Source organism: Streptomyces sp. NPDC001728 (assembly GCF_040297565.1).
Classification (GTDB): domain Bacteria; phylum Actinomycetota; class Actinomycetes; order Streptomycetales; family Streptomycetaceae; genus Streptomyces.
In genome coordinates, this window is record NZ_JBEOZK010000015.1 from 123099 (window position 1) to 141980 (window position 18882).

General features: G+C 71.9%; 11 protein-coding genes. All 11 read right to left on the bottom strand.

From position 1 onward, the window contains the following. Positions 1–2 precede the first annotated feature (2 nt). The 11 genes from ABT154_RS22555 to ABT154_RS22605 all read right to left on the bottom strand — a co-directional run bounded on the left by ABT154_RS22555 (position 3) and on the right by ABT154_RS22605 (position 18842). Positions 3–1226: an O-antigen ligase family protein gene (locus ABT154_RS22555; RefSeq protein WP_351858622.1), complete on the bottom strand. Its 1224-nt coding sequence runs from the start codon at positions 1224–1226 to the stop codon at positions 3–5. A 1-nt stretch (position 1227) separates the two neighbouring features. After that, entirely contained in the window at positions 1228–2790 is a 1563-nt protein-coding gene (locus tag ABT154_RS22560) for a right-handed parallel beta-helix repeat-containing protein (protein WP_351858623.1), read from the bottom strand. Continuing rightward, positions 2790–4778 (bottom strand): heparinase II/III family protein, encoded by a 1989-nt coding sequence (locus ABT154_RS22565; RefSeq protein ID WP_351858624.1) that lies wholly within the window; start codon positions 4776–4778, stop codon positions 2790–2792. Before ABT154_RS22565 ends, ABT154_RS22560 begins: the two co-directional genes overlap by 1 nt. Beyond that, positions 4775–6964, bottom strand: coding sequence for a bi-domain-containing oxidoreductase (locus ABT154_RS22570; RefSeq protein ID WP_351858625.1), 2190 nt, complete (start codon positions 6962–6964; stop codon positions 4775–4777). Before ABT154_RS22570 ends, ABT154_RS22565 begins: the two co-directional genes overlap by 4 nt. A gap of 16 nt (positions 6965–6980) precedes the next feature. After that, complete coding sequence (asnB, locus tag ABT154_RS22575; RefSeq protein ID WP_351858626.1) at positions 6981–8915, bottom strand: asparagine synthase (glutamine-hydrolyzing); 1935 nt, start codon at positions 8913–8915, stop codon at positions 6981–6983. Between the two features lie 3 nt (positions 8916–8918). After that, entirely contained in the window at positions 8919–10448 is a 1530-nt protein-coding gene (locus ABT154_RS22580; protein ID WP_351858627.1) for a Wzz/FepE/Etk N-terminal domain-containing protein, read from the bottom strand. After that, positions 10445–11845, bottom strand: coding sequence for a polysaccharide biosynthesis protein (locus ABT154_RS22585; RefSeq protein ID WP_351858628.1), 1401 nt, complete (start codon positions 11843–11845; stop codon positions 10445–10447). The genes ABT154_RS22580 and ABT154_RS22585 overlap by 4 nt, the downstream gene beginning before the upstream one ends. Continuing rightward, positions 11842–13107 carry a glycosyltransferase family 4 protein gene (locus tag ABT154_RS22590; RefSeq protein WP_351858629.1) on the bottom strand — a complete coding sequence of 422 codons (1266 nt, stop codon included), beginning with the start codon at positions 13105–13107 and terminating at the stop codon, positions 11842–11844. Before ABT154_RS22590 ends, ABT154_RS22585 begins: the two co-directional genes overlap by 4 nt. Then, on the bottom strand, positions 13097–14413 hold the full coding sequence (locus ABT154_RS22595) for a nucleotide sugar dehydrogenase (protein WP_351858630.1): 1317 nt from the start codon (positions 14411–14413) through the stop codon (positions 13097–13099). Before ABT154_RS22595 ends, ABT154_RS22590 begins: the two co-directional genes overlap by 11 nt. An 82-nt stretch (positions 14414–14495) precedes the next feature. Further along, positions 14496–15974: a sugar transferase gene (locus tag ABT154_RS22600; RefSeq protein ID WP_351858631.1), complete on the bottom strand. Its 1479-nt coding sequence runs from the start codon at positions 15972–15974 to the stop codon at positions 14496–14498. 468 nt (positions 15975–16442) lie between these two features. Further along, positions 16443–18842 (bottom strand): M9 family metallopeptidase, encoded by a 2400-nt coding sequence (locus tag ABT154_RS22605; RefSeq protein ID WP_351858669.1) that lies wholly within the window; start codon positions 18840–18842, stop codon positions 16443–16445. Between the last annotated feature and the right edge of the window lie 40 nt (positions 18843–18882).

Sequence of the window (18882 nt, forward strand, 5' to 3'; positions counted from 1 at the left end):
GGTCACCTCCGGGCCCAACGCGGGACGCGTTGTCGGGGAACTTCGACCGCCGGCAGCGGCTCGGGTACGGGTGCGGGCACCACGAGCAGCGAGGCGGCCAGGGTCAGATGCAGGAGATACGCCGAGGCGTCGCCGAGACCGACCTCGGTGTACGAGGAGAGCGCGCAGTAGCTGATCAGGAAGATCGCGCAGGCCCTCGGCAGCGAGGGCGGACGCAGCAGCGCCACGGCCCCGAGCACGATGACCATCGCGGCCACGATGGTGACGCCGATCAGCCCCTGTTCGTCGTAGACGGCCAGCCAGCTGTTGTCGATCGGCAGCCCGTCGAACGACTTGTCGCCCAGACCCGTGCCGAACAGACGCTCCGAGGTCGTCCGGGGCGCCGCGAGCAGGGCGTCCCAGACCTTGGCCCGGCCGGTGAGGTTGGACAGGTTCTGCTGGCTCTGTCCGCGCAGGAACCAGGCCCGCAGCGCGGAACCGAAGACCACCGCGGCCACCGTGGCGCTCAGCACCGCCCAGGCGAAGAACCGGCGGGCGGCCCCGCTGGTCAGGACCAGCGAGCCGATCGCCAGCACCAGCCCGATGATCAGACCGAGGGTGGCGGTCCGGGTATGGGTCATCGCCAGCAGGACGAGCGAGGGCACGATGATCACCGTCGCGCTCACCCCGGAGATCCGGCGGTTCAGTGCCAGCAGCACCGTGAGCCCGATGACCACCGCCGCGTACTGCCCGATCTGCGGCGGCGTCAGCGGCCACAGCGCGCCGACCAGACGCCCGCCGTAGTACTCGGGCATGGCCGTGCCCGGTGAGACGACCAGACCCGCGGCCACCAGCCCGAGCACCGCGAAGTACATCCGGATGTGATGGCGGACGAACGTCAGCCCACCGTCCCACCAGCGGCTGAGCAGCCACAGCGTGGCGACGAAGAGAGCAAGCCGGGCACAGCGGAACAGCGCGCCGAAGCCGACCTCCAGATGCACGCTGGAGATCACGCTCGGCACCAGCAGCAGGGTCAGCAGGAACACGAAGGCGCTCGGCCGGATGCGCAGTTGGAGATTGGCCGCGAGCGCCAGCGCGAACGCGGCGACCAGCGCGCCCATGGTGGCCATCTGGATGAGGGAGCGGGGCAGCGGGACGACGGTCTTCGCCCCGGCGGAGCCGAGCGTGTTGAGGGCGAGCAGCGCCCACGCCGTACCGACGAACTTCGACGTGTGGTCCCCGGCCATCTCAACCACCGTCCCGTACGCGGATCGTGCTGCCCGCGTCCTGTCGGTACGGCGCGCCCCGCCACTGCCCGAAACCGAGCGTCCGGCCCGCGTCGTGGGCGACGAACGTCCACGGTCCGACGTAGGCGTTGTCGTGCCAGCGGTTCTGCTGGCCGCTCGTGATCGCCCCGGCCACGCGCTCGCCCCGGTACGGCGACCAGTCCGGATCGGTGCCGTAGTTGGCGAGCACCGCCATCCGGTCGCAGCCCACCGTGCAGCCGACGACGGACTTGTCCAGCACGAAGCGGTTGGCGTGGATGTCCACCCGCTGGGTCTTCCACCGGCAGTCGGCGTAGAGCGGGGGGCGGGAGATCGCCGGCGGCGCGCAGCGGCCGGTGTCCTTCACCAGCAAGGTGCAGTAGCCGGTCGAGGTGTTGGCCGCGCTGTTGCAGAACCGGTCGGCGTTCTCCCACAGGGTGATCCCGGACCAGTTGTCCTCCAGCAGGTTCCGGTAGATCTCGATCCTGTCCGTACGGGCCCTGACCCGGGGTTCCCCGCCGGACTCGGAGACGTACACGGTGCCGTACGGGAAGTCGTCGCCCTGCCCGGCGGCGTCGCGGCCCTCGACCCAGTTGTTCCGCCGGATCGTGTTGTTCCTGACGACCGCGTTGTAGCTGGTCTCGTAGATCAGCGCGGCGCCGTCGTTGCCTTCGAGGACGTTGCCCTCGACGAGGAAGTCGTTGTTGTTGGTGTCCGCCCACAACCCGGCCCCGCGGTTGTCGTGCACCCAGTTGCCCCGTACGTCGGCGCCGTCCACGGCCCAGAACTTGATGCCCCCGGTGCAGCCGCAGCCCGGCTCCCGCCGCTCCCAGTCGTCGGTGTTGTTGCCCACGACCTCGTTGCCCTCGACCACCAGACCCTTGATGGAGTCACCGGTCTTGTAGGCGTTCATCCCGTACTGCCCGTTGTCGCGCAGACAGCTGCCGCGCAGCTGCTGGCGAGCACCGGCCATCAGCCCCGCGCCGGAGTTGTACTGGATCGTCGCGTGCTCGATCACCCATCCGTCGGCCATGTCGTGGTTGACCACGCCCTCGTTGTTGGGCGCGACGAAGTGCTGCACGGTGAGGAAGCGGAGGGAGACGTCACGGGCGGTGCCCCCGAACGCGTACTGGTTGACCTTCCGGCCGTCGAGCACGGCGCCGGGCGCGCCGAGGTAGCGGTTCCCCTCCTTGGGCATGACCTGCGCATACAGGTCCCGCTCCAGGGTGTGGGTGCCCGGCCGGAGCCAGAAGGTGGTGCCCGGTGGGCTGCTCTCGGTCTTCGCGGCGAGGTCGCCCACCACCGCGGGGTCGACCGTCACCGCCCCCGGCGGCGGCTTCGCCGGCCCGACGGCCGGCTCGGCGCACACCCGCGCGACGGCGGTGGCGGACGCACCGGAGCCGGAGGGCACCCCGGACGGGGACGGCGCCCCGGACGAGGAGCGCGCACCCGTGGGTCCCGCCGGGGCGTCCGACGTGCTCGTGCAGCCGGTCGCCGCCAGCAGGAGCAGCACCAGCGGCGCCGTCCGGCGCCGCCGCTCGATCATCACACGTCCTCCCGGGCGCGGAACCTGAGGACCGTGGTGAAGCCCTCCGCGCCTTCGGTGAAGCCGGTGCCGACCAGGGTCGTGGCGGGTTCCTTGCGCCCGAAGCCCGGGGAGTACCAGCCCAGCGGCGGGTCGCTCTCGCCGCGGTGCGCCCGCCAGGACAGCTCCCCGGGCAGGTCGAGCACTGCGGAGCGGTCCTCGCCGTCCCGGGTCCAGACGAGCACCGCCCGGTTCCCCACCAGCTCCGCACCGACCGCCGGGCCGAGGTGGAACGCGAGGCGCACGGGCCCGCGCTCGCCGTGGACCTCGTCGACCACCCGCAGCTCCTGGCTCTCGGCGGTCAGCTCTACCCGGCGGCGGTGCACGGAGCCCTGGTAGCCGTCGTGCTCGGCGGACCAGCGGGCCGTCCCCCCGTCGGAGACGTCGGACGGGCCCGTGGCCAGGACCCGGGTGCGGGCGTGCCGGGTCCACAGGAACGGGCCGCCGGAGACGGACTGGTCGGCGCCGTCCCGCTCCAGGGTGTTGTGGCCGAGCGTCGACCGGAAGTACCGCCGCCACTCGGGCTGCCCGTGGTAGCAGTACGTCCCCGGGTCGGCGAGCACGTCGACGCCGTCGTGCCGGACCTCCACGGACAGCGCGTCCGCGTGCGCGTGCGCGGCGATGGAAAGGAACCCGTGCGGACCTCCGTCGCAGCGGCACCAGATCCCCTCCGGACCCCGCAGGATGGTCATGCCCGCGTCGGCGAAATGTCCCGGCCGGGCCGCCGGACGGGACACGGCCGATGCGGTACCGCCCTTCGCGTACGGCCGGACGAGCGCGGCGAGCAGCGGGGTGCGCACATCGGTGCCGGCCACGTCCGGCCACCAGTCGAGCCGCCCGAACACGGCGTCCCCGGTGGCGAGCAGCGAGCCCCAGCGGTCGGTGCCCGCACCGTCCACCACCAGCCCGTGGCCGTCATCCGCGTCCCCCTGGCGCGGCGGACGCAGCCGTCCGTCCACGACGGCCGCGAGCGCGTCGGTCATCCGCAGCAGCACCAGCCGGACCGACGCGGGGACCGGCGCCCCGAAGGCATCCGCCTCCGCCACCGCCGCCAGGCCGAGTTCGAGGACCAGCCCGTGGTACTCGGTGGCCAGCTCACGGTTGAGTCCGGAGAGGAAGGTGTTGCTCCGCAGCTGCCGGTCGAGGGACCGCAGCGCGTCGGCCCGCCAGCGCGCCGAGGCCGGGAACCAGTCGAACGCGCAGGCAGCGGCGAACTGCCCGGCGGCCTCCGCGATGACGTGGTTGTTCGCCGAGGACCCCCGGCTGGGGAAGCCGGCCAGCCAGCGCTGGTGGTGCCAGATCTGATGGAGCGCCACCGGGTTGTCCTCGAAGAGCCCGGCCGCACCGGGCCAGCCGTCGAGCAGCCGGCGGACCCACACCCAGGACAGCAGCCGGATGCCCAGCTCGATGCCACTGGTCCAGTGCACCCCGCGCAGCGGCGCGTTCGCCGCCCACCACGACCTCAGGTGATCGGAGACCCGCTCGGCGTACCGCTCGTCCCCGGTGACCGCGTAGGCGGCGGCGAGCACGGTGAGGTACTGGTGCCGGGACAGCTCCCAGATCTGCTTGATGTCCCCGACCGCCTCCTCGTCCCGGTACGGGACGTCGAAGGCGTAGCCCCAGGGCGCACGGCGACCGGTCTTCGGGTCGTACCACCAGTCCGGGTCGACCAGGTCGTCGCGTTCCACCCCGAAGAACCCGGCGTGCCCGGCCATCAGCCGGTCCGCCTCCGCGACCAGCCGCTTCGCGGCGTCCGGGGCGATCGAGGCGACCGTCCCGGCGGGCAGCACGGCGGTGAACCGGGCGCCGGTCACCCTCGGGGCCCTCGGCCGCGCCGACCGCCAGTGCCGCCTGCGCGCCGCGTCGACGGCCCGGCCGCCGACCTCCGCCGGTCCCATCCGGGACAGCCGCCGGAGGTACCAGCCCGGACTTCCCGAGCTCACGGTCATCGCGTCCTCGCCATCGACACCGGAGCACCGCCCGCCAGGGCGTCCTGTACGGCGAGGGTGGCCGTGGTGGTGGCGACCAGCGACTCCAGCGGCACCGGCATCGGCCCGCCGGTCCGTACGGCCCTGACGAACGCGGCCAGCTCGGCGGACTGGCCCTTGTCCCGGGCCTTGGGCAGCCGCGAGGAGACCCACGCCTTGCGTCCGCCGTCGTACACGGCGGCACGGACGAAGTCGTCGAGCCGCAGCACCCTGCCGTCCGCCACCAGGTCCAGCGTCTCCTTGGGGAAGCCGGGCGCGCCGGTGGTGACGTAGCTGATGGTGGCAGTGGAGCCGTCCGGGTAGCCCAGCACGACCTGCAGGTCCTCGTTGCCGGCCGTGCCGACCGCGTACACCGACACCGGATCGGCCCCGAGCAGCCAGCTCGCCGTGTCGACGAAGTGCCCGCCCTCACCGACGAACCGGGTGCCCTCGGTGCCCTGCCTGAGGTACCAGCTGCCGTGGTCGAGGCGGCCCGCGTTGACCAGGTAGCGGAGGCTCGCCGGACCGGTCCGGGCACCGAACCGCTGCCGGGCCTCCCGCAGCATCGGCGCGAAGCGGCGGTTGAAGCCCACCTGCAGCCGGTCGTTGCCGGACTCCTCCACCGCCGCGAGCACGCCGGCCAGCTCCTCGTGGTCGAGGGCGAGCGGCTTCTCCACGAACACCGTCTTCCCGGCGAGCAGCGCCTGCCGGGTCAGTTCGGCGTGCGAGCTGTGCCGGGTGACCACGAACACCGCGTCGACGGAGCTGTCGCCGAGCACGGCGTCGAGATCGGTGGTCGCCGAGGCGAAGCCGAACTTCCGCCGCGCGTTGGCCGCGGACAGCGCCGTCGTGGTGACGACCGTGGACAACTCGACGCCCTCGCGCCCGGCCAGGTGCGGCAGCAGCATCGACGTGGCGTAGTTCCCCGCGCCGACGAACGCCAGCCGCACCGGCCTCCCGGGGGCGCGGACCGGGGCGGACGCACCGCCGGTGCCCCGCCGCACCACCGGCACGGCCACCGCCGGAGCCTCCGCCTCCGAGGTGTCCTCGGGGTACCGGAACAGCACGGCCACCGCCTTCAGATCGCCGTCCTTCAGACTGCGGTACGTCTCGACGGCGTCGTCGAAGTCGGCGACATGGGAGACCAGCTGCTCCACGTCGACGCTGCCCCGGGCGAGCAGATCGAGGAAGCAGGCCAGGTTGCGGCGCTCGGTCCAGCGCACATAGCCGATCGGGTAGTCCCGCCCCGCGAGCTCGTACTCCGGGTCGTAGCGCCCGGGGCCGTAACTGCGGGAGAACCGGACGTCGAGCTCCTTCTCGTAGTACGCGTTCCACGGCAGGTCCAGGCTGCACTTGCCGATGTCGACGACCCGGCCGCGGTCCCGGCTCATCCGGGCGGCCAGCTCCACGGGCTGGTTGCTGTCCCCGCCGGCGGCCAGATACACCTGGTCCACCCCGTGCCCGTCGGTGAGTTCGGCGACGGCGTTCGCCACGCCCGCCGAGGACGGATCGCCGCAGGCCGCCGCGCCCAGCCGCTCGGCGAGGTCGCAGCGCGCCGGATCGGGGTCGACGCCGATGACGCGGACGCCCGAGGCGACGAGCAGCTGCACCACCAGCTGGCCGATCAGCCCGAGACCGATGACCAGCGCCACCTCGCCGAGCTGCGGTTCGCCCTGGCGGACGCCCTGCAACGCGATCGACCCGACGGTGCCGAAGGCCGCGTGCCGGGGCGCGAGGCCCTCCGGCACCCGGGCGTAGAGGTTCTTCGGCACCCAGTTCAGCTCGGCGTGCAGCGCGTGCTCGTTGCCGGCGCAGGCCACGAGGTCGCCGACCTTCACATCGTCGATCCCGGGGCCGACCTGCTCGACCACCCCGCACAGCGAGTAGCCGAGCGGCGTGTACGAGTCCAGCTTGCCCATCACCTTGCGGTAGGTGGCGGGCACGCCGTTGGTGGCGACGCTCTGGACGACCTTGGCCACCTGGTCCGGTCGCGAACGCGCCTTGCCCAGCATCGACATGCCGGCCTCGGACACCTTCATCAGCTCGGTCCCGGTGGAGATCAGCGAGTACGCGGTCCTGACCAGCACACCGCCCGGCTTGCACCCCGGCACCGGCACGTCCAGCACCGTCAGCTCGCCGCTCTTGTAGTTCTGTACGACCTGTTTCACCGAAGTCCTCTTGTCTCTACGCAGTCAAGGAAGCGCTCTGGCCGGACCCGGAGGTCGCGCCGCGATACCAGTACTCGAGGGTCAGCACATGCCACAGATGCTTGGAGTAGTCCTGCTGTCCGGCGGCGTCCGCGGCGACCATGCGCGCCAGCGCGTCCCGGCGGAGCAGCCCCGAGCCGACGAGCATGCCGTCGTGCACCACCTCTTGCACCAGCGGCGCCAGATCCCGGCTCATCCAGGCCCGCAAGGGGGCGCTGAACAGGCCCTTGGGGCGGTACACGATCTCCCGGGGCAGGACCGAACTCGCCGCCTCCTTGAGGACGGCCTTGCCCTGCCGGCCGACGATCTTGCGGTCGCCGGGCACGGCGAACGCCGCCCGGACCACCTCGACGTCCACGTACGGCACCCGCACCTCGGTCGACGCGGCCATGCTCGACCGGTCCGTGTACGCGAGGTTCAGCCCCGGCAGGAACATCCTGGCGTCGGCCAGGCACATCCGGTTGACGAAGTCGTCGAGGTCGTTGTCCCCGTAGACGTCCGCGTGCTCGGTCAGCACGTCGTCGACCGTCCCCGCCAGGTCCGGATCGATCAGGGCGAGCAGCTCGTCCTGGTCGTACATGGTGTAGCTCCGCCGGAACGCGGTCTCCTCCGGCAGATCGGCGAAGGAGAGGAACCGCTTCGCGAAGCGCACCGACCGGTACCCCCGCCGGGCCGAAGCCACCGGCAGCCGGCCCACGGCCGCCGACACGCCGCGCCGCAGGGGCCGGGGGACGCGTTGGTAGCGCAGCGCGATCCGGTTGGCCAGGTGCTTGCGGTACCCGGCGAACAGCTCGTCGGCCCCCATCCCCGAGAGCATCACCTTGACCCCCGCCTCCCGGGCGGCCGAGCAGATCAGGAAGGTGTTGATCGCGGCGGGATCACCGATCGGCTCGTCCAGGTGGTACGTCATCCGGGGCAGCAGATCCAGCACGTCCGGAGCGATCTCGATCTCGTGCAGATCGACCCCGAACCGCTCGGCCACCTGCCGCGCGTACCGCAGATCGTCCGGCATCGCCTCGAACCTGGCGTCCTCCGCGCGGAACCCGATCGTGTAGGCGGAGATCCCCGGACGCTCCCGGGCCGCGAGCGCGGTCAGATAGCTGGAGTCGAGACCGCCGGAGAGGAAGGTCGCCACGGGGACGTCGGAGAGCAGATGACGCCGGGTCGACTCCTCGACCACCGCGGCGAGATCCGGCAGCTCACCGGACCGGGCCCGCTCCCGGCCCTCGGCGGCCACCTCCCGCAGGTTCCAGAACCGGCCGCGGTCCACCCGGCCGTCCGGCCGGAACCGCAGCCAGCTTCCCGGCGGCAGCTTCTCCGCCTCGCGGAACGCACACCGCGAGTCCGGCACCCAGTAGTACAGCAGCGAGGCCACCAGGGCCGCGTGGTCCACCTCCAGGGAACCGCCGGTCACGGCGGAGAGCGCCTTCAGCTCCGAGGCGAACACCAGACCCTCGCCGCGCCGCAGCAGGAACAGCGGCTTGATGCCGAGCTGGTCGCGGGCGAGCACCAGCTCCCCGGTCCGCTCGTCGAAGATCCCGAACGCGAACATGCCGCGCAGCCGGGGCAGGCAGTCCGTGCCCCAGCGCCGCCAGGCCTCCAGCAGCACCTCCGTGTCGGAGGTACCGCGGAAGCGCACCCCGGCGGCCGTCAGCTCCGCACGCAGCTCCGGCGCGTTGTACAGCTCGCCGTTGTACGTCAGGACGAGGCCGTCCGAGGCCATCGGCTGGGCGCCGGTCCCCGACAGGTCGACGATGGCGAGCCGGCGGTGCCCGAGGTGCACCTCGCCGTCACCGACGGGATGGCTGTACCGGCCCGCCCCGTCCGGGCCCCGGTGGGCGAGGGTGTCGGTGAGCCGGTCGGTCACGGCCTTCCCGTCCGGCCACCGGTACGCACCTGCGATGCCACACATGTCCTACCTCACCTCCTGGTCACTGTCGGGTCCCGTCGACGCCCACATCGGCAGCCGCTCCCTGCGCCGCCGGCCCGTGCCGTTCTGCCGGGCCGGCCCCTCGTCCGGGCCGCGCGGCGCGGCCCGGGGCCCGTCCCACAACGTGCCGTCGCTCCGGTCACGCGGATCGGGGTCGATCACCACCACACCGAGCACCGCGACGCGCTGCTCCGCGAGCTGCCGCGCCACCGTGTGCAGCCAGGCGACGCTGCCGTGCCCGGCCCGTACGACGAGGAACGTCCGCGTGCCGAGGTACGGGAGGTCGCTCCATGCCGCGCCGGGCGCCACGGAGCCCACGCCGAGCCTGCGCTCCTTGGGCGCCACGGCCCCGGCGTGCTCGACGCCGACCACGACCGGACCTCCCGCCTTCGGGCGTCGGTCGGCGAGCCGCGTTCCGGGCAGATCGTCGACGACGACCACCGGACCGTCCGCGGCCAGCTCCCCGGCGAGGTCCAGGGCGATCCCGCCCGTGGCGCGCGGACAGCCCAGTTCGAGCAACGACACCGGTTCCGCGGAGCCGCGCACCGTGCGGGCCAGGGATCTGGTGAGCCTGGCCCGTGCCTCCCGGACCCTGCGGCCCCGCCACCGCCCGCCCGAGCGGCCGGGCAGCTCCGCGATCACCGAGGCGCCGAGATGCGCCGCGATCTCCCGGCGCAGCACCGGGCGGTCCGCCACCACCGTGCCGACCGCGGCCACCGCCAGCCCGAGGGCGAGCCCCAGGACGAGCCCGATCCCGGCGTCGGTGGCGACGGCCCTGGGCAGGGAGCGCCGCACCGCGCGCGGTGCGTCCACGATCTGCGTACCGGCGATCAGCCGGGGCGCACCGATCCGCGCCTCCTCCGCGCGCTGCCCGAAGTCCGAGATCCGCGAGGTGAGTTCGGCCCGGCGGGCGAAGAGCGACTCCATGTTCGCCGAGGCCTTCGGCACGCCCTCCGGCGTACCGTCCCCGATGTCCTCGTTGACCTGGGCGAGTTCCCCCCGCAGCCGGTCACGCTGGTCGAGCAGCGCCTTGGCGTCGGCGTCCGCGACCTGCCGTATCCGCCGGACGTGGTCCGCGACGAAGGCATCGGCCAGCGCCTGGGCCCGGGCCACCGCCTCCGCGTCGCTGTCACCGGTCACATCGATCTGCAGCAGGTTGTTGGTCACCCCGGAACCCGTGTAGTCCTTCATGAAGTCCTCCGGCTTCTCGGAGGACTTGAGGGACTCCAGGGCGTTCTCGGCGATCAGTGTCGTCTGCAGCAGCGCCACATCGGTACGGATCAGCGTGCCGGGGTCGTTCGGCTGGTCCTCCTGATGCGCCACAAGGACCTTGGTCACCGCGGTCGGCGGCTGGGGCAGCGCGACCGCCACCGCCGCGCCGAGGACCAGGCCGAGGAGCGCCAGGGAACCCCAGAGGCGCCGCCGTCTCCGTACCGCCACCACCAGCGACTGCAGGTCGATGAGCGGAGCGGCGGCCGACGGCTCCGAGGGTTGCGAAGTCGTACGCGTCGTCACCGTGCGCCTCCCGACGTGCTCTCGCCCACCGCGAGCGCCGGCTCGGCCTCCCGGGGCGCCGTATCCCGAGGACGGCCGGCGGACCGCTTCGAACGGCCCCGGACCGTGCCGACGAGGACGATGCCGACGACCTCGTGCCGGGCGTCCGCGCACGCCTCGGCGATCCCGGCGAGTTCCCCCGCCGTCCAGCTGCCCGCGCTGAGCACGACCAGCGCACCGGACTCCTCGTCGCGGTCCGGCATCATCGGCCGGGACACGGAGACCCCCACCGTTCGCAGCGCGGGGTAGTCCGTGCCCGGGGAAGGGCCGGTCCCGGCCTCGGCGACCAGCTCCCCGGCGGCTCGCAGGGCGATCTCGTCGCCGTCAGGGACGACGACCAGCACGCTTCGGGCGGCGGGCAGCCGGTCCCGGAGCCGGGCGCACACCCGTCGGTAGCGGATCCGCCGGCCGGCCTCGTCGCCGGACGCCCGGGGGTCCGGCACGTCCCAGCGGACGTCGATGCCAAGGAGCCGGCGGAGCCAGGCCCGCAGTCCACCGCCCTCCGGCCGGTGCGCGGGCCGACCACCCGGCACGTCGACGGTGCCGAGGAGAGCCGAGCCGAGCGCGGCGGCGATCTCCGGTTCGGTGCGCAGCCGGCGGCTCATCCGCGCGGCGGTGAGATGGCCGACCACCGCGAGCAGGAAGAACAGCAGCGCCCCTCCGGCGATGAGCTGCGTCCGGGTCGGCGGCGCCTCACCGGCCGGCCGGGCCGCCGCCCCCATGACCACCATGTTGGCCTTCTTGGCGGTCGGACCTGCCTGGTCCAGCTTGTCGACGGACTCCTGCAGCGCGGTCCGCAGCCCCTCCAGCTCGGTGCGGGTCTGCACGCTCTCCACGCTCCGCCCCGAACCGGACGAATCGGCCAGCTCGTTGATCCGGCGGCTGGTCTGCACCACCGTCTTCCGCAGCGCGTCGAGCCGCGCCGCCGCCTCGGGATCGCTGCTGTCACCGACGATCCGCGTGGCGAACGCCACGTACTGCTCGGCCACCTGGTCGGAGAGCCGCTGCGCGCGCTCCGGGGTCTCCGCCGTCCCCGAGATCTTGATGATGTTCCCGTCGGCGGCCTCGGCGGTCAGCCGGTCCCGCAGCTCGATGCCGTCGACCCCGGGCCAGCGGAGCGTGGCGGCCGTACGGTCGACCACCACCGAACTGGTCGCGACCTGCGCCTGGGTCAGCAGCTCGCGCTCCTCCCACGCCCCCGGCAGCAGCACCGACACCGAGGTCGTGTAGCGCGGCGGGAACAGTACGGAGGCGCCGTAGCCGACGAGCGCCCCCACCACCGCGAGGAGGGTGAGCAGCCGCCCCCGCCGACGGATGATCCGCCCGAGGGTGACCAGACGTATCGTGTCGTCGCTCAACGGCGCGGCCTCGTCCCTGCCAGGTCCGGGTCGCTCCCCGGAACCGGAGGCCGGTCACGGCAGGCGGCGGCGTAGGCGGCGAGCAGTGAGCGCTGGGAGTTCCGCCAGGCGAGCGGCCCGTTGATCCGCTCCTGGCCGGACTTCCCCATCCGGGCCCGCTGCTCCGGATCGTCCATCAGCATCGCGATGAGCCGCGCGAACTCGCTCTCGTCGTCGGCGGACGCGTAGACGGCGGCGTCCCCGGCGGAGACGCGCGCCTCCCGCAGGTCGAACGAGACCATCGGCCGGCCCATCACCATGTACTCCAGGACCTTGTTCATGGTCGACACGTCGTTGAGCGGATTGCACGGGTCGGGCGAGAGGCACACGTCCGCGGAGGACAGGTAGCGCACCAGGTCGGCGTCCGGCACGCGCCCGGTGAACTCCACCTGCCCGGAGAGCCCGAGCTCCCGGGACAGCTCCACCATCGCGTCGAAGGTGTCCCCGGCGCCGACGAACACCGCGTGCCAGTCGGTACGGCCCACCTCGTCGCGCAGCTTCGCCAGGGCCCGCAAGGCGTAGTCGACGCCGTCCTGCGGGCCCATGACGCCGAGGTAGCACAGCAGATGGGGCTTGCCGCGCTTCAGCCCCGGCTCGGGCGGCACCGGGTGGAAGCGCTCGGTGTCGGGCGCGCTGCGCACCACGAACACGTCCTCGGGCCGCTTCCGGCCCCGGCGCACCGCGACGTCCCGGTAGCTCTCGTTCGTGGCGATCACCACGTCCGCGGCCCGGTAGGTCCGCCGTTCCAGCGCGCACACGGCGCGGTAGAGCAGGTCCTCGCCGCGGTCGAACCGGGAGAGGTACAGCTCGGGAACCAGGTCGTGCTGGTCGAAGACGAACCGGGCGCCGCGCCGCTTCATCCACAGGGCGGGCAGGAACAGCAGGTCGGGCGGGTTGCAGGCATGGACCACATCGACCGGACCGACCCTGCGGGCCAGCCGGAAGGTGTGCCACAGCGCCGAGCCGTACTCCCGCAGATAGCCGGCCGGACCGCCGGTGGCCGCGCGCAGGGGGTAGCGGTGGATCCGCACCCCGTCGATCACGGCCTCCGGCTCCGTGTCCCGCTTGCTCCCCTGCGGACAGATGACGTGCACCTCCCAGCCCGCGTCGCGCAGCGTCGTGCACTCCTGCCACACGCGCCGGTCGAACGGCACCGACAGGTTCTCCACCAGGATCAGCGCGCGCCGGCCCGGCCGGTCGCCACTGGTCTCTTCACCAAGCAAGGCCCACGTACCCCGGTTCGGCCCGGCGCTGCTCGGCGTCGGGAAGATGGATGAGATCGATGACCACCGGGTCGCCGCCGTGCGGCAGCGCCGCGAGCACCGCCGGGTCCCTGGTCCCCACGAGGCACACCTCCGCGTGTTCGAGGACGTCGTCCACGGAGTCCGCGAGCAGCTGCGCGAGGTGCGGCAGCCGGGTCTCGATGTACTCGCGGTTCGCGCCGAGCAGCCGGGAGAGGCTCACGTTGGCGTCGTGGATCCGCAGGTCGTAGCCCTTGCCGAAGAGTCTCTCCGCCAGCTCGACGAGCGGGCTCTCACGGAGGTCGTCGGTGCCGGGTTTGAAGGAGAGCCCGAACAGGCCGACCCGGCGCTTCCCGGTCCGCTCGACCAGCTCCACCGCGCGCTGCAGATGGTCGGAGTTGGACGGCAGCACATGGGACAGGATCGGCACCGACACGTCGGCCCGCTGCGCGGCGTGGACCAGGCTGCGCAGGTCCTTGGGCAGGCAGGAGCCACCGAAGGCGAAGCCGGGCCGCAGATAGGCGGGGCTGATGTTCAGCTTGCGGTCGGCCAGGAACACGTCGATCACCTGGTGCGAGTCGACCCCGAGCGCCCGGCACACCGCGCCCAGCTCGTTCGCGAAGCCGATCTTGAGGCCGTGGAAGGCGTTGTCCGCGTACTTGATGGCCTCCGCCGTCGGGACCGGCACCCGGAACACCTCGCCGGGCAGACCGTCGTACAGCCCCGCGACCACATCGCCGCTCGCCGAGTCGAGTTCGCCGATGACGGTCTTGGGCGGGTCGAAGAAGTCCCGCACGCTGGTGCCCTCGCGCAGGAACTCCGGGTTGACCGCGACCCCGACGTCCACGCCGGCCGTGCCGCCGACGTACTTCTCCAGGATCGGTACGAGCAGGTTCAGACAGGTGCCCGGGAGCATGGTGCTGCGGAACACCACCGTGTGCCGCCCGCCCCGCTCGGCCAGCGCCGCGCCGATCTCCTCGGTCACCCGCTCCAAGTACGTCGTGCACAGACTGCCGTTGGGTTCCGACGGGGTGCCCACGCAGACCAGCGACACCTCGCTCGCCATGATCGCCTCGCGGACGTCGTCGGTGGCGCGCAGGGCACCGGTCCGCACGACCTCGGCGACGAGCTCGCCGATCCCCTCCTCTACCACCGGGGCCCTGCCGTCGTTGACCAGGTCTACCTTGACCTGGTTCACGTCCACCCCGATGACCTCGTGCCCCATGCTGGCCAGGCACGCGGCCGACACACAGCCCACGTAACCGAGCCCGAAAACGCTGACCCTCACGACCCGTTCCTCCCCCCAGGCAGGCCCTCCCGGCCTGCGGTCCACACGCCGTCCGTACGGGGACGACGCCGCCCCCCGCGCATCAGTAGGCCCCCTGTCCGTGGAGCACCGCCCGCAGCGTCTTCCACAAGATCACCGTGTCCAGGGCGAGCGACCAGTCCTCCACGTACCGCAGGTCGAGCCGGACCGCCTCCTCCCACGGCAGGTCACTGCGACCGCTGATCTGCCACAGGCCGGTCAGCCCCGGCTTGACCAGCAGCCGCCGCCGGATGTCCGGGCCGTAGGCGGCGGACTCCTCGGGCAACGGAGGCCGTGGACCGACCAGCGACATCGATCCGGTGAGCACGTTGAACAGCTGCGGCAGTTCGTCGACCGAGTACCGGCGCAGCACCGCACCCACCCGGGTCACCCGCGGATCCCGGCGGAGCTTGAACAGCGGGCCCGCGCCCTCGTTGCGCTCGGCCAGCGCGGCCCGTGCCCCGTGGGCCCCGGTGACCATGGTGCGGAACTTGAGAATGGTGAACTCGCGGCCGTCCTTGCCGACCCGGCGCTGGCGGTAGAACGCCCCGCCCCGGCTGTCCACGAGCACCAGCAGTCCGACGAACGCCATCAGCGGCGCGAACAGCATCAGCAGGATCGCCGCGCCCGCCCGGTCGACGACTCCCTTGACCGCCCGGCGGCCCCCGGTGAACGTCGGCATGCTGAGCCGCAGCAGCGGTATCCCGAGCACCGCGTCGATGTGCAGCCGCGGGCCGGCCACCTCCATCAGGACGGGCGCCACGACCATCTCGGCGTCACTGCCCTCGAGGTTCCAGGCCAGTCGCCGCAGCCGGTCGGGTGACCAGTGCGGGTCCGGGGTGACCGCGACGACGCGGTAGCCGTCGCGGCGGACGTGGTTGGCGACGTCCGCCAGCCGGCCGACCACCGGAACCCCGTCCACCTGGTCTCCGTCGGGCCCGAGCCCGTCCGTCGTGCACACCCCTTCGACCCGCCAGCCGAGATGCGGGAAGCTACGGGTCCGGGTGATCAGGTCGCTCACGGTGGACGGGCTCCCGGCGGCGAGCACCGGGCGCAGACACCGCCCTTCCTTCCGCTGTCTGTGCAGCCAGAGCCGCAGCAGATACCGCGCGGTCATGGTGACCAGCGCGATCGCGGGGATCGCGACGAATATCCAGAGTTTGATGTTGCGCGAGGTCAGAGCGATCCCGCCGAGGGCGAGCACGACGGTCGCCGCGAACAGCGAGCGTCCGAGCCGGCGGAACTCCTCGGCACCCTGGCCGAGCACGGCCGGAGCCCATGACCGGCTCACCGCGAGCGCCGCCAGCACCAGCAACTCGGTGCAGCAGGCGAGGATTTCCCACTTCTCGTGCCAGTTGGCCGCGTCCCGGGCCCCGAAGAAGTCACCGATCGCCGCCACCACGAAGGCGGTGGCCACGGTGTCGCTCATCATCACGGTACGGCGGTACCGCTGTTCCCACTCGATCGTGGGCTGGTCGATCGCCCCGTCCGCCAGACGCTCGCGCGCCGACGGAAAAGGGCTCGCTAATCCCCCTTGCCGCACAGAACCCCCCAGGTCCCCAGTGGTACGACGTGTTCGCCTCGCACTGTTTCCTCACCGGAGGTCCCCACCCCCCGGCGCACGACTGCCGGTCATTGCGGTGTTTCGTGAACGACGGACGCCGGCGGCGGACTCGCGTGCCCTGCCGGCGTCTCCACGTGCGCGACCGGGAACCCTTCGAGACCTCGGGTGCTCCCCGCACCCGAGGCCCCTTACGGGGCTCCCGGAACCGATCTTCCCCACGTCCGGCGCCGGGGCCGCGACTGACGGCCTTCCGTGATGCCGGACCTTTGGATCCTTATTGGTCGCCTTGTGTCCGAACAGCTGAAGCACGGTCAATCTAGAGCATCGGGGCGGGACTTGAAGAGGGAATGTGGGAAATTTGTGTTCAAGGTCGGGAGTCGGTCAGGTGGTGGAGTCAGGGGGAAACGGAACGTTCGCCGGTGCCCCGAGGGGCACCGGCGAACCGGTTCACTTGGTCTGCGTGGAGAGGCTCACCCCGCTGAAGCCCTGAGCGGCGGCGAGGCTGAAGTAGACCCAGCCGGACGGCGGGTTGTCGATCGTCAGGGTCTCGCCGTTGCCGGCGTTGGTGGACTTCGCCTGGTAGCCGGTGGTGGTGGCCCAGCTGCCGCCGCCGTAGTAGAGGTCGGCGTTGCCGGTGCCGCCGGTGCTGGTGATCGTCAGCTGCTTGACGCCGGCCGGCAGGTACATGAAGTGGTAGCTGTAGTTGCCGGTGGCGGCGGCGAGGTTGTCCCGGCGGCAGTTCTGGTCGAACTGGCGGGGGTCGCTGATGGTGCAGAGCGGAGCGGCGGCCACCGTGGTGGCCTCCGGCAGGGGACCGCAGTCGTTCGTCGCGCAGTCGGTGGTCAGCCAGGTCGCGAAGTCCGCGTCGTACTGGGTGCCGATGGTCTGCTTCAGAACGGTACGGGCCCCGGTCCAGTCACCGGCGCGGTACTTGCCGAGGACGGTCTGCACGTCGGCGGGGTGCTTCTGGAGCATGTAGCGGACCGCGAGCCAGCCCCAGCGGTAGACCCGGTTCGAGCTGACCTCGGGGTCCTCGTCCTGGCCGTAGACGGTGTCGAAGAGCTCGCTGAGCTTGTACGTCTGCTTGCCGGCCTCGGCTATCGCGTCGGCGTTGCGCTCGTTGCGGTAGCCGTACGAGATGTTCTCGGCGATGCCCTCGACCCACCAGATGGTCGGCGTGGTCATGCCCGCCTCGAAGTCGCCGTACATGTTGAAGCGGCCGTCGAGGAAGTGGGTGTACTCGTGGTTGAGGTTCCAGATCTGGAACTCCGGGCGGATCCAGCTGGCCTCGTGGGCGATGAAGCGGGCCTGGTTGCCGGGGACGGCCGGGTTGCCCTCCTCGTACATGCCGCCGTTGTCGACGTCGATGTTGTAGATGGCCCAGGCGTACAGCGCGTACTGGGTGTAGTCGTCGAAGGCGACGACCTCCAGGTTGGTGTTCACGTCACCGGGGATCGCGCCCTTGTCGCCGATGATCCGGTGGAAGTAGGCGTCCTGGTTGATCAGGCTGGTACAGGTGCTCGCCAGCTGGCCGGGGGACATGTCCTGGGCGCGGATCTTGAGGCCCGGGGTGCAGGTGTGCTGGATCGGCAGGACCACGGGGAGCACCCGCTCGCCCAGGTCGCAGATCGCGTAGGCCGCGCAGTTGCCCTTGTCGTACTGGCGCGTGTACCAGCCCAGGTTCATCGTGATCGGCGCCGTGGGGCCGACGTTCGGGTACCGGTTGATCAGGTCCTTGAGCAGCGGCCGGACCCGGTCCTTGAGCTCGGGGACGTCGAGGGCGTAGCCGAGGTACCGGCCGACGTTGCTGACGACGTCGAGACGGTTGAGCTGGTCCTCGTTGCGGGTGATGAAGCCGGCCCAGGTGTCGAGGAAGGCGGGGTCGGCCTTGAGGGCGGCCCGCCAGCCGCGGCCGTCGTTCTTGGCCTTGAAGCCGTTCTCGACGACCCACTCGACGTGCTGCATCGAGAGGTTCATCTGACCCGGCCAGGTGCCGTTGTAGCTGCCCAGCATCCACTTCACGAAGCCGGCGTACCGGCCCGCCTCGTGGGTGCTGTCGATCAGCGTGACGACCTCGTTGAGGATCTCGCCGTTGGCGTCCGTGACGTCCTTGCTGCGCGGCGAGGCGAAGTAGGCGTCCAGAGCGCCGCGCGCCGCACCCTCGAGGGCCGTGCCGTAGTCGCCGACGACGGCCGCGTTGTTGTCCTGCACGTAGTAGCCGGCGCGCAGGAACAGCACCAACTGCCCGATGGAGGTGCTGTTGTCGCCCGCGTAGGAGGCCGAGCCGTCGCGCAGCGCGTTGGCGACGGTCACCATCTGGTCTTCGCGGAAGGCCTTCCGCGCGTTCTCCCCGGTGAGGTTGAACAGCGGGTAGGTGCAGTCGATGCGGGGGAGGGCCTTGAGCTGCTGGACCAGCGCGCTGCCGGTGGCGTTGATGACGCCGGAGAGGTCGGGGCACGCGTTCGCCGTGGCGGTCAGCGACGACTTGCTCGCCTTGAGGGCGGGCGCGGGCGCCGGACCGGACTCCTCGGCGCGGTCCTGCGAGGAGAGCCGGAAGCGGGGGTTCTTGCTGATCGCATGGGGCGACTTGGGAACCGGGATCGCCCGCGGCGCCGCGCCACCCGCGTGCGCGGTGGCCGGAGTCGGGTCGCCCACGGGGGCGGCCTGGCTCTGCGGTGCGAACAGGCCGAGCGTGATGAAGACGGCTGCGCCGAGCGCGGGGAGTCTTCGCGCGCGGTTCTTCGATATGCGGAAGGGATGCATCTGTGGGGGCCTCCGAGGCCGCTGTGGCCACGTGCTGGGACACGGGCAGTTGACGAGCGACCTGTAAAATTTCACATGTCGCATTGTTCTGGAAGCCTTCTGGCCGGAATTAATGCCCACAGCC

Excerpts from the sequence above, each read along its gene's own strand:
- ABT154_RS22555 (WP_351858622.1), bottom strand. The coding sequence starts at position 1,226 with ATGGCCGGGGACCACACGTCGAAGTTCGTCGGTACGGCGTGGGCGCTG.
- ABT154_RS22560 (WP_351858623.1), bottom strand. The coding sequence starts at position 2,790 with ATGATCGAGCGGCGGCGCCGGACGGCGCCGCTGGTGCTGCTCCTGCTG.
- ABT154_RS22565 (WP_351858624.1), bottom strand. The coding sequence starts at position 4,778 with ATGACCGTGAGCTCGGGAAGTCCGGGCTGGTACCTCCGGCGGCTGTCC.
- asnB (WP_351858626.1), bottom strand. The coding sequence starts at position 8,915 with ATGTGTGGCATCGCAGGTGCGTACCGGTGGCCGGACGGGAAGGCCGTG.
- ABT154_RS22605 (WP_351858669.1), bottom strand. The coding sequence starts at position 18,842 with ATGCGACATGTGAAATTTTACAGGTCGCTCGTCAACTGCCCGTGTCCC.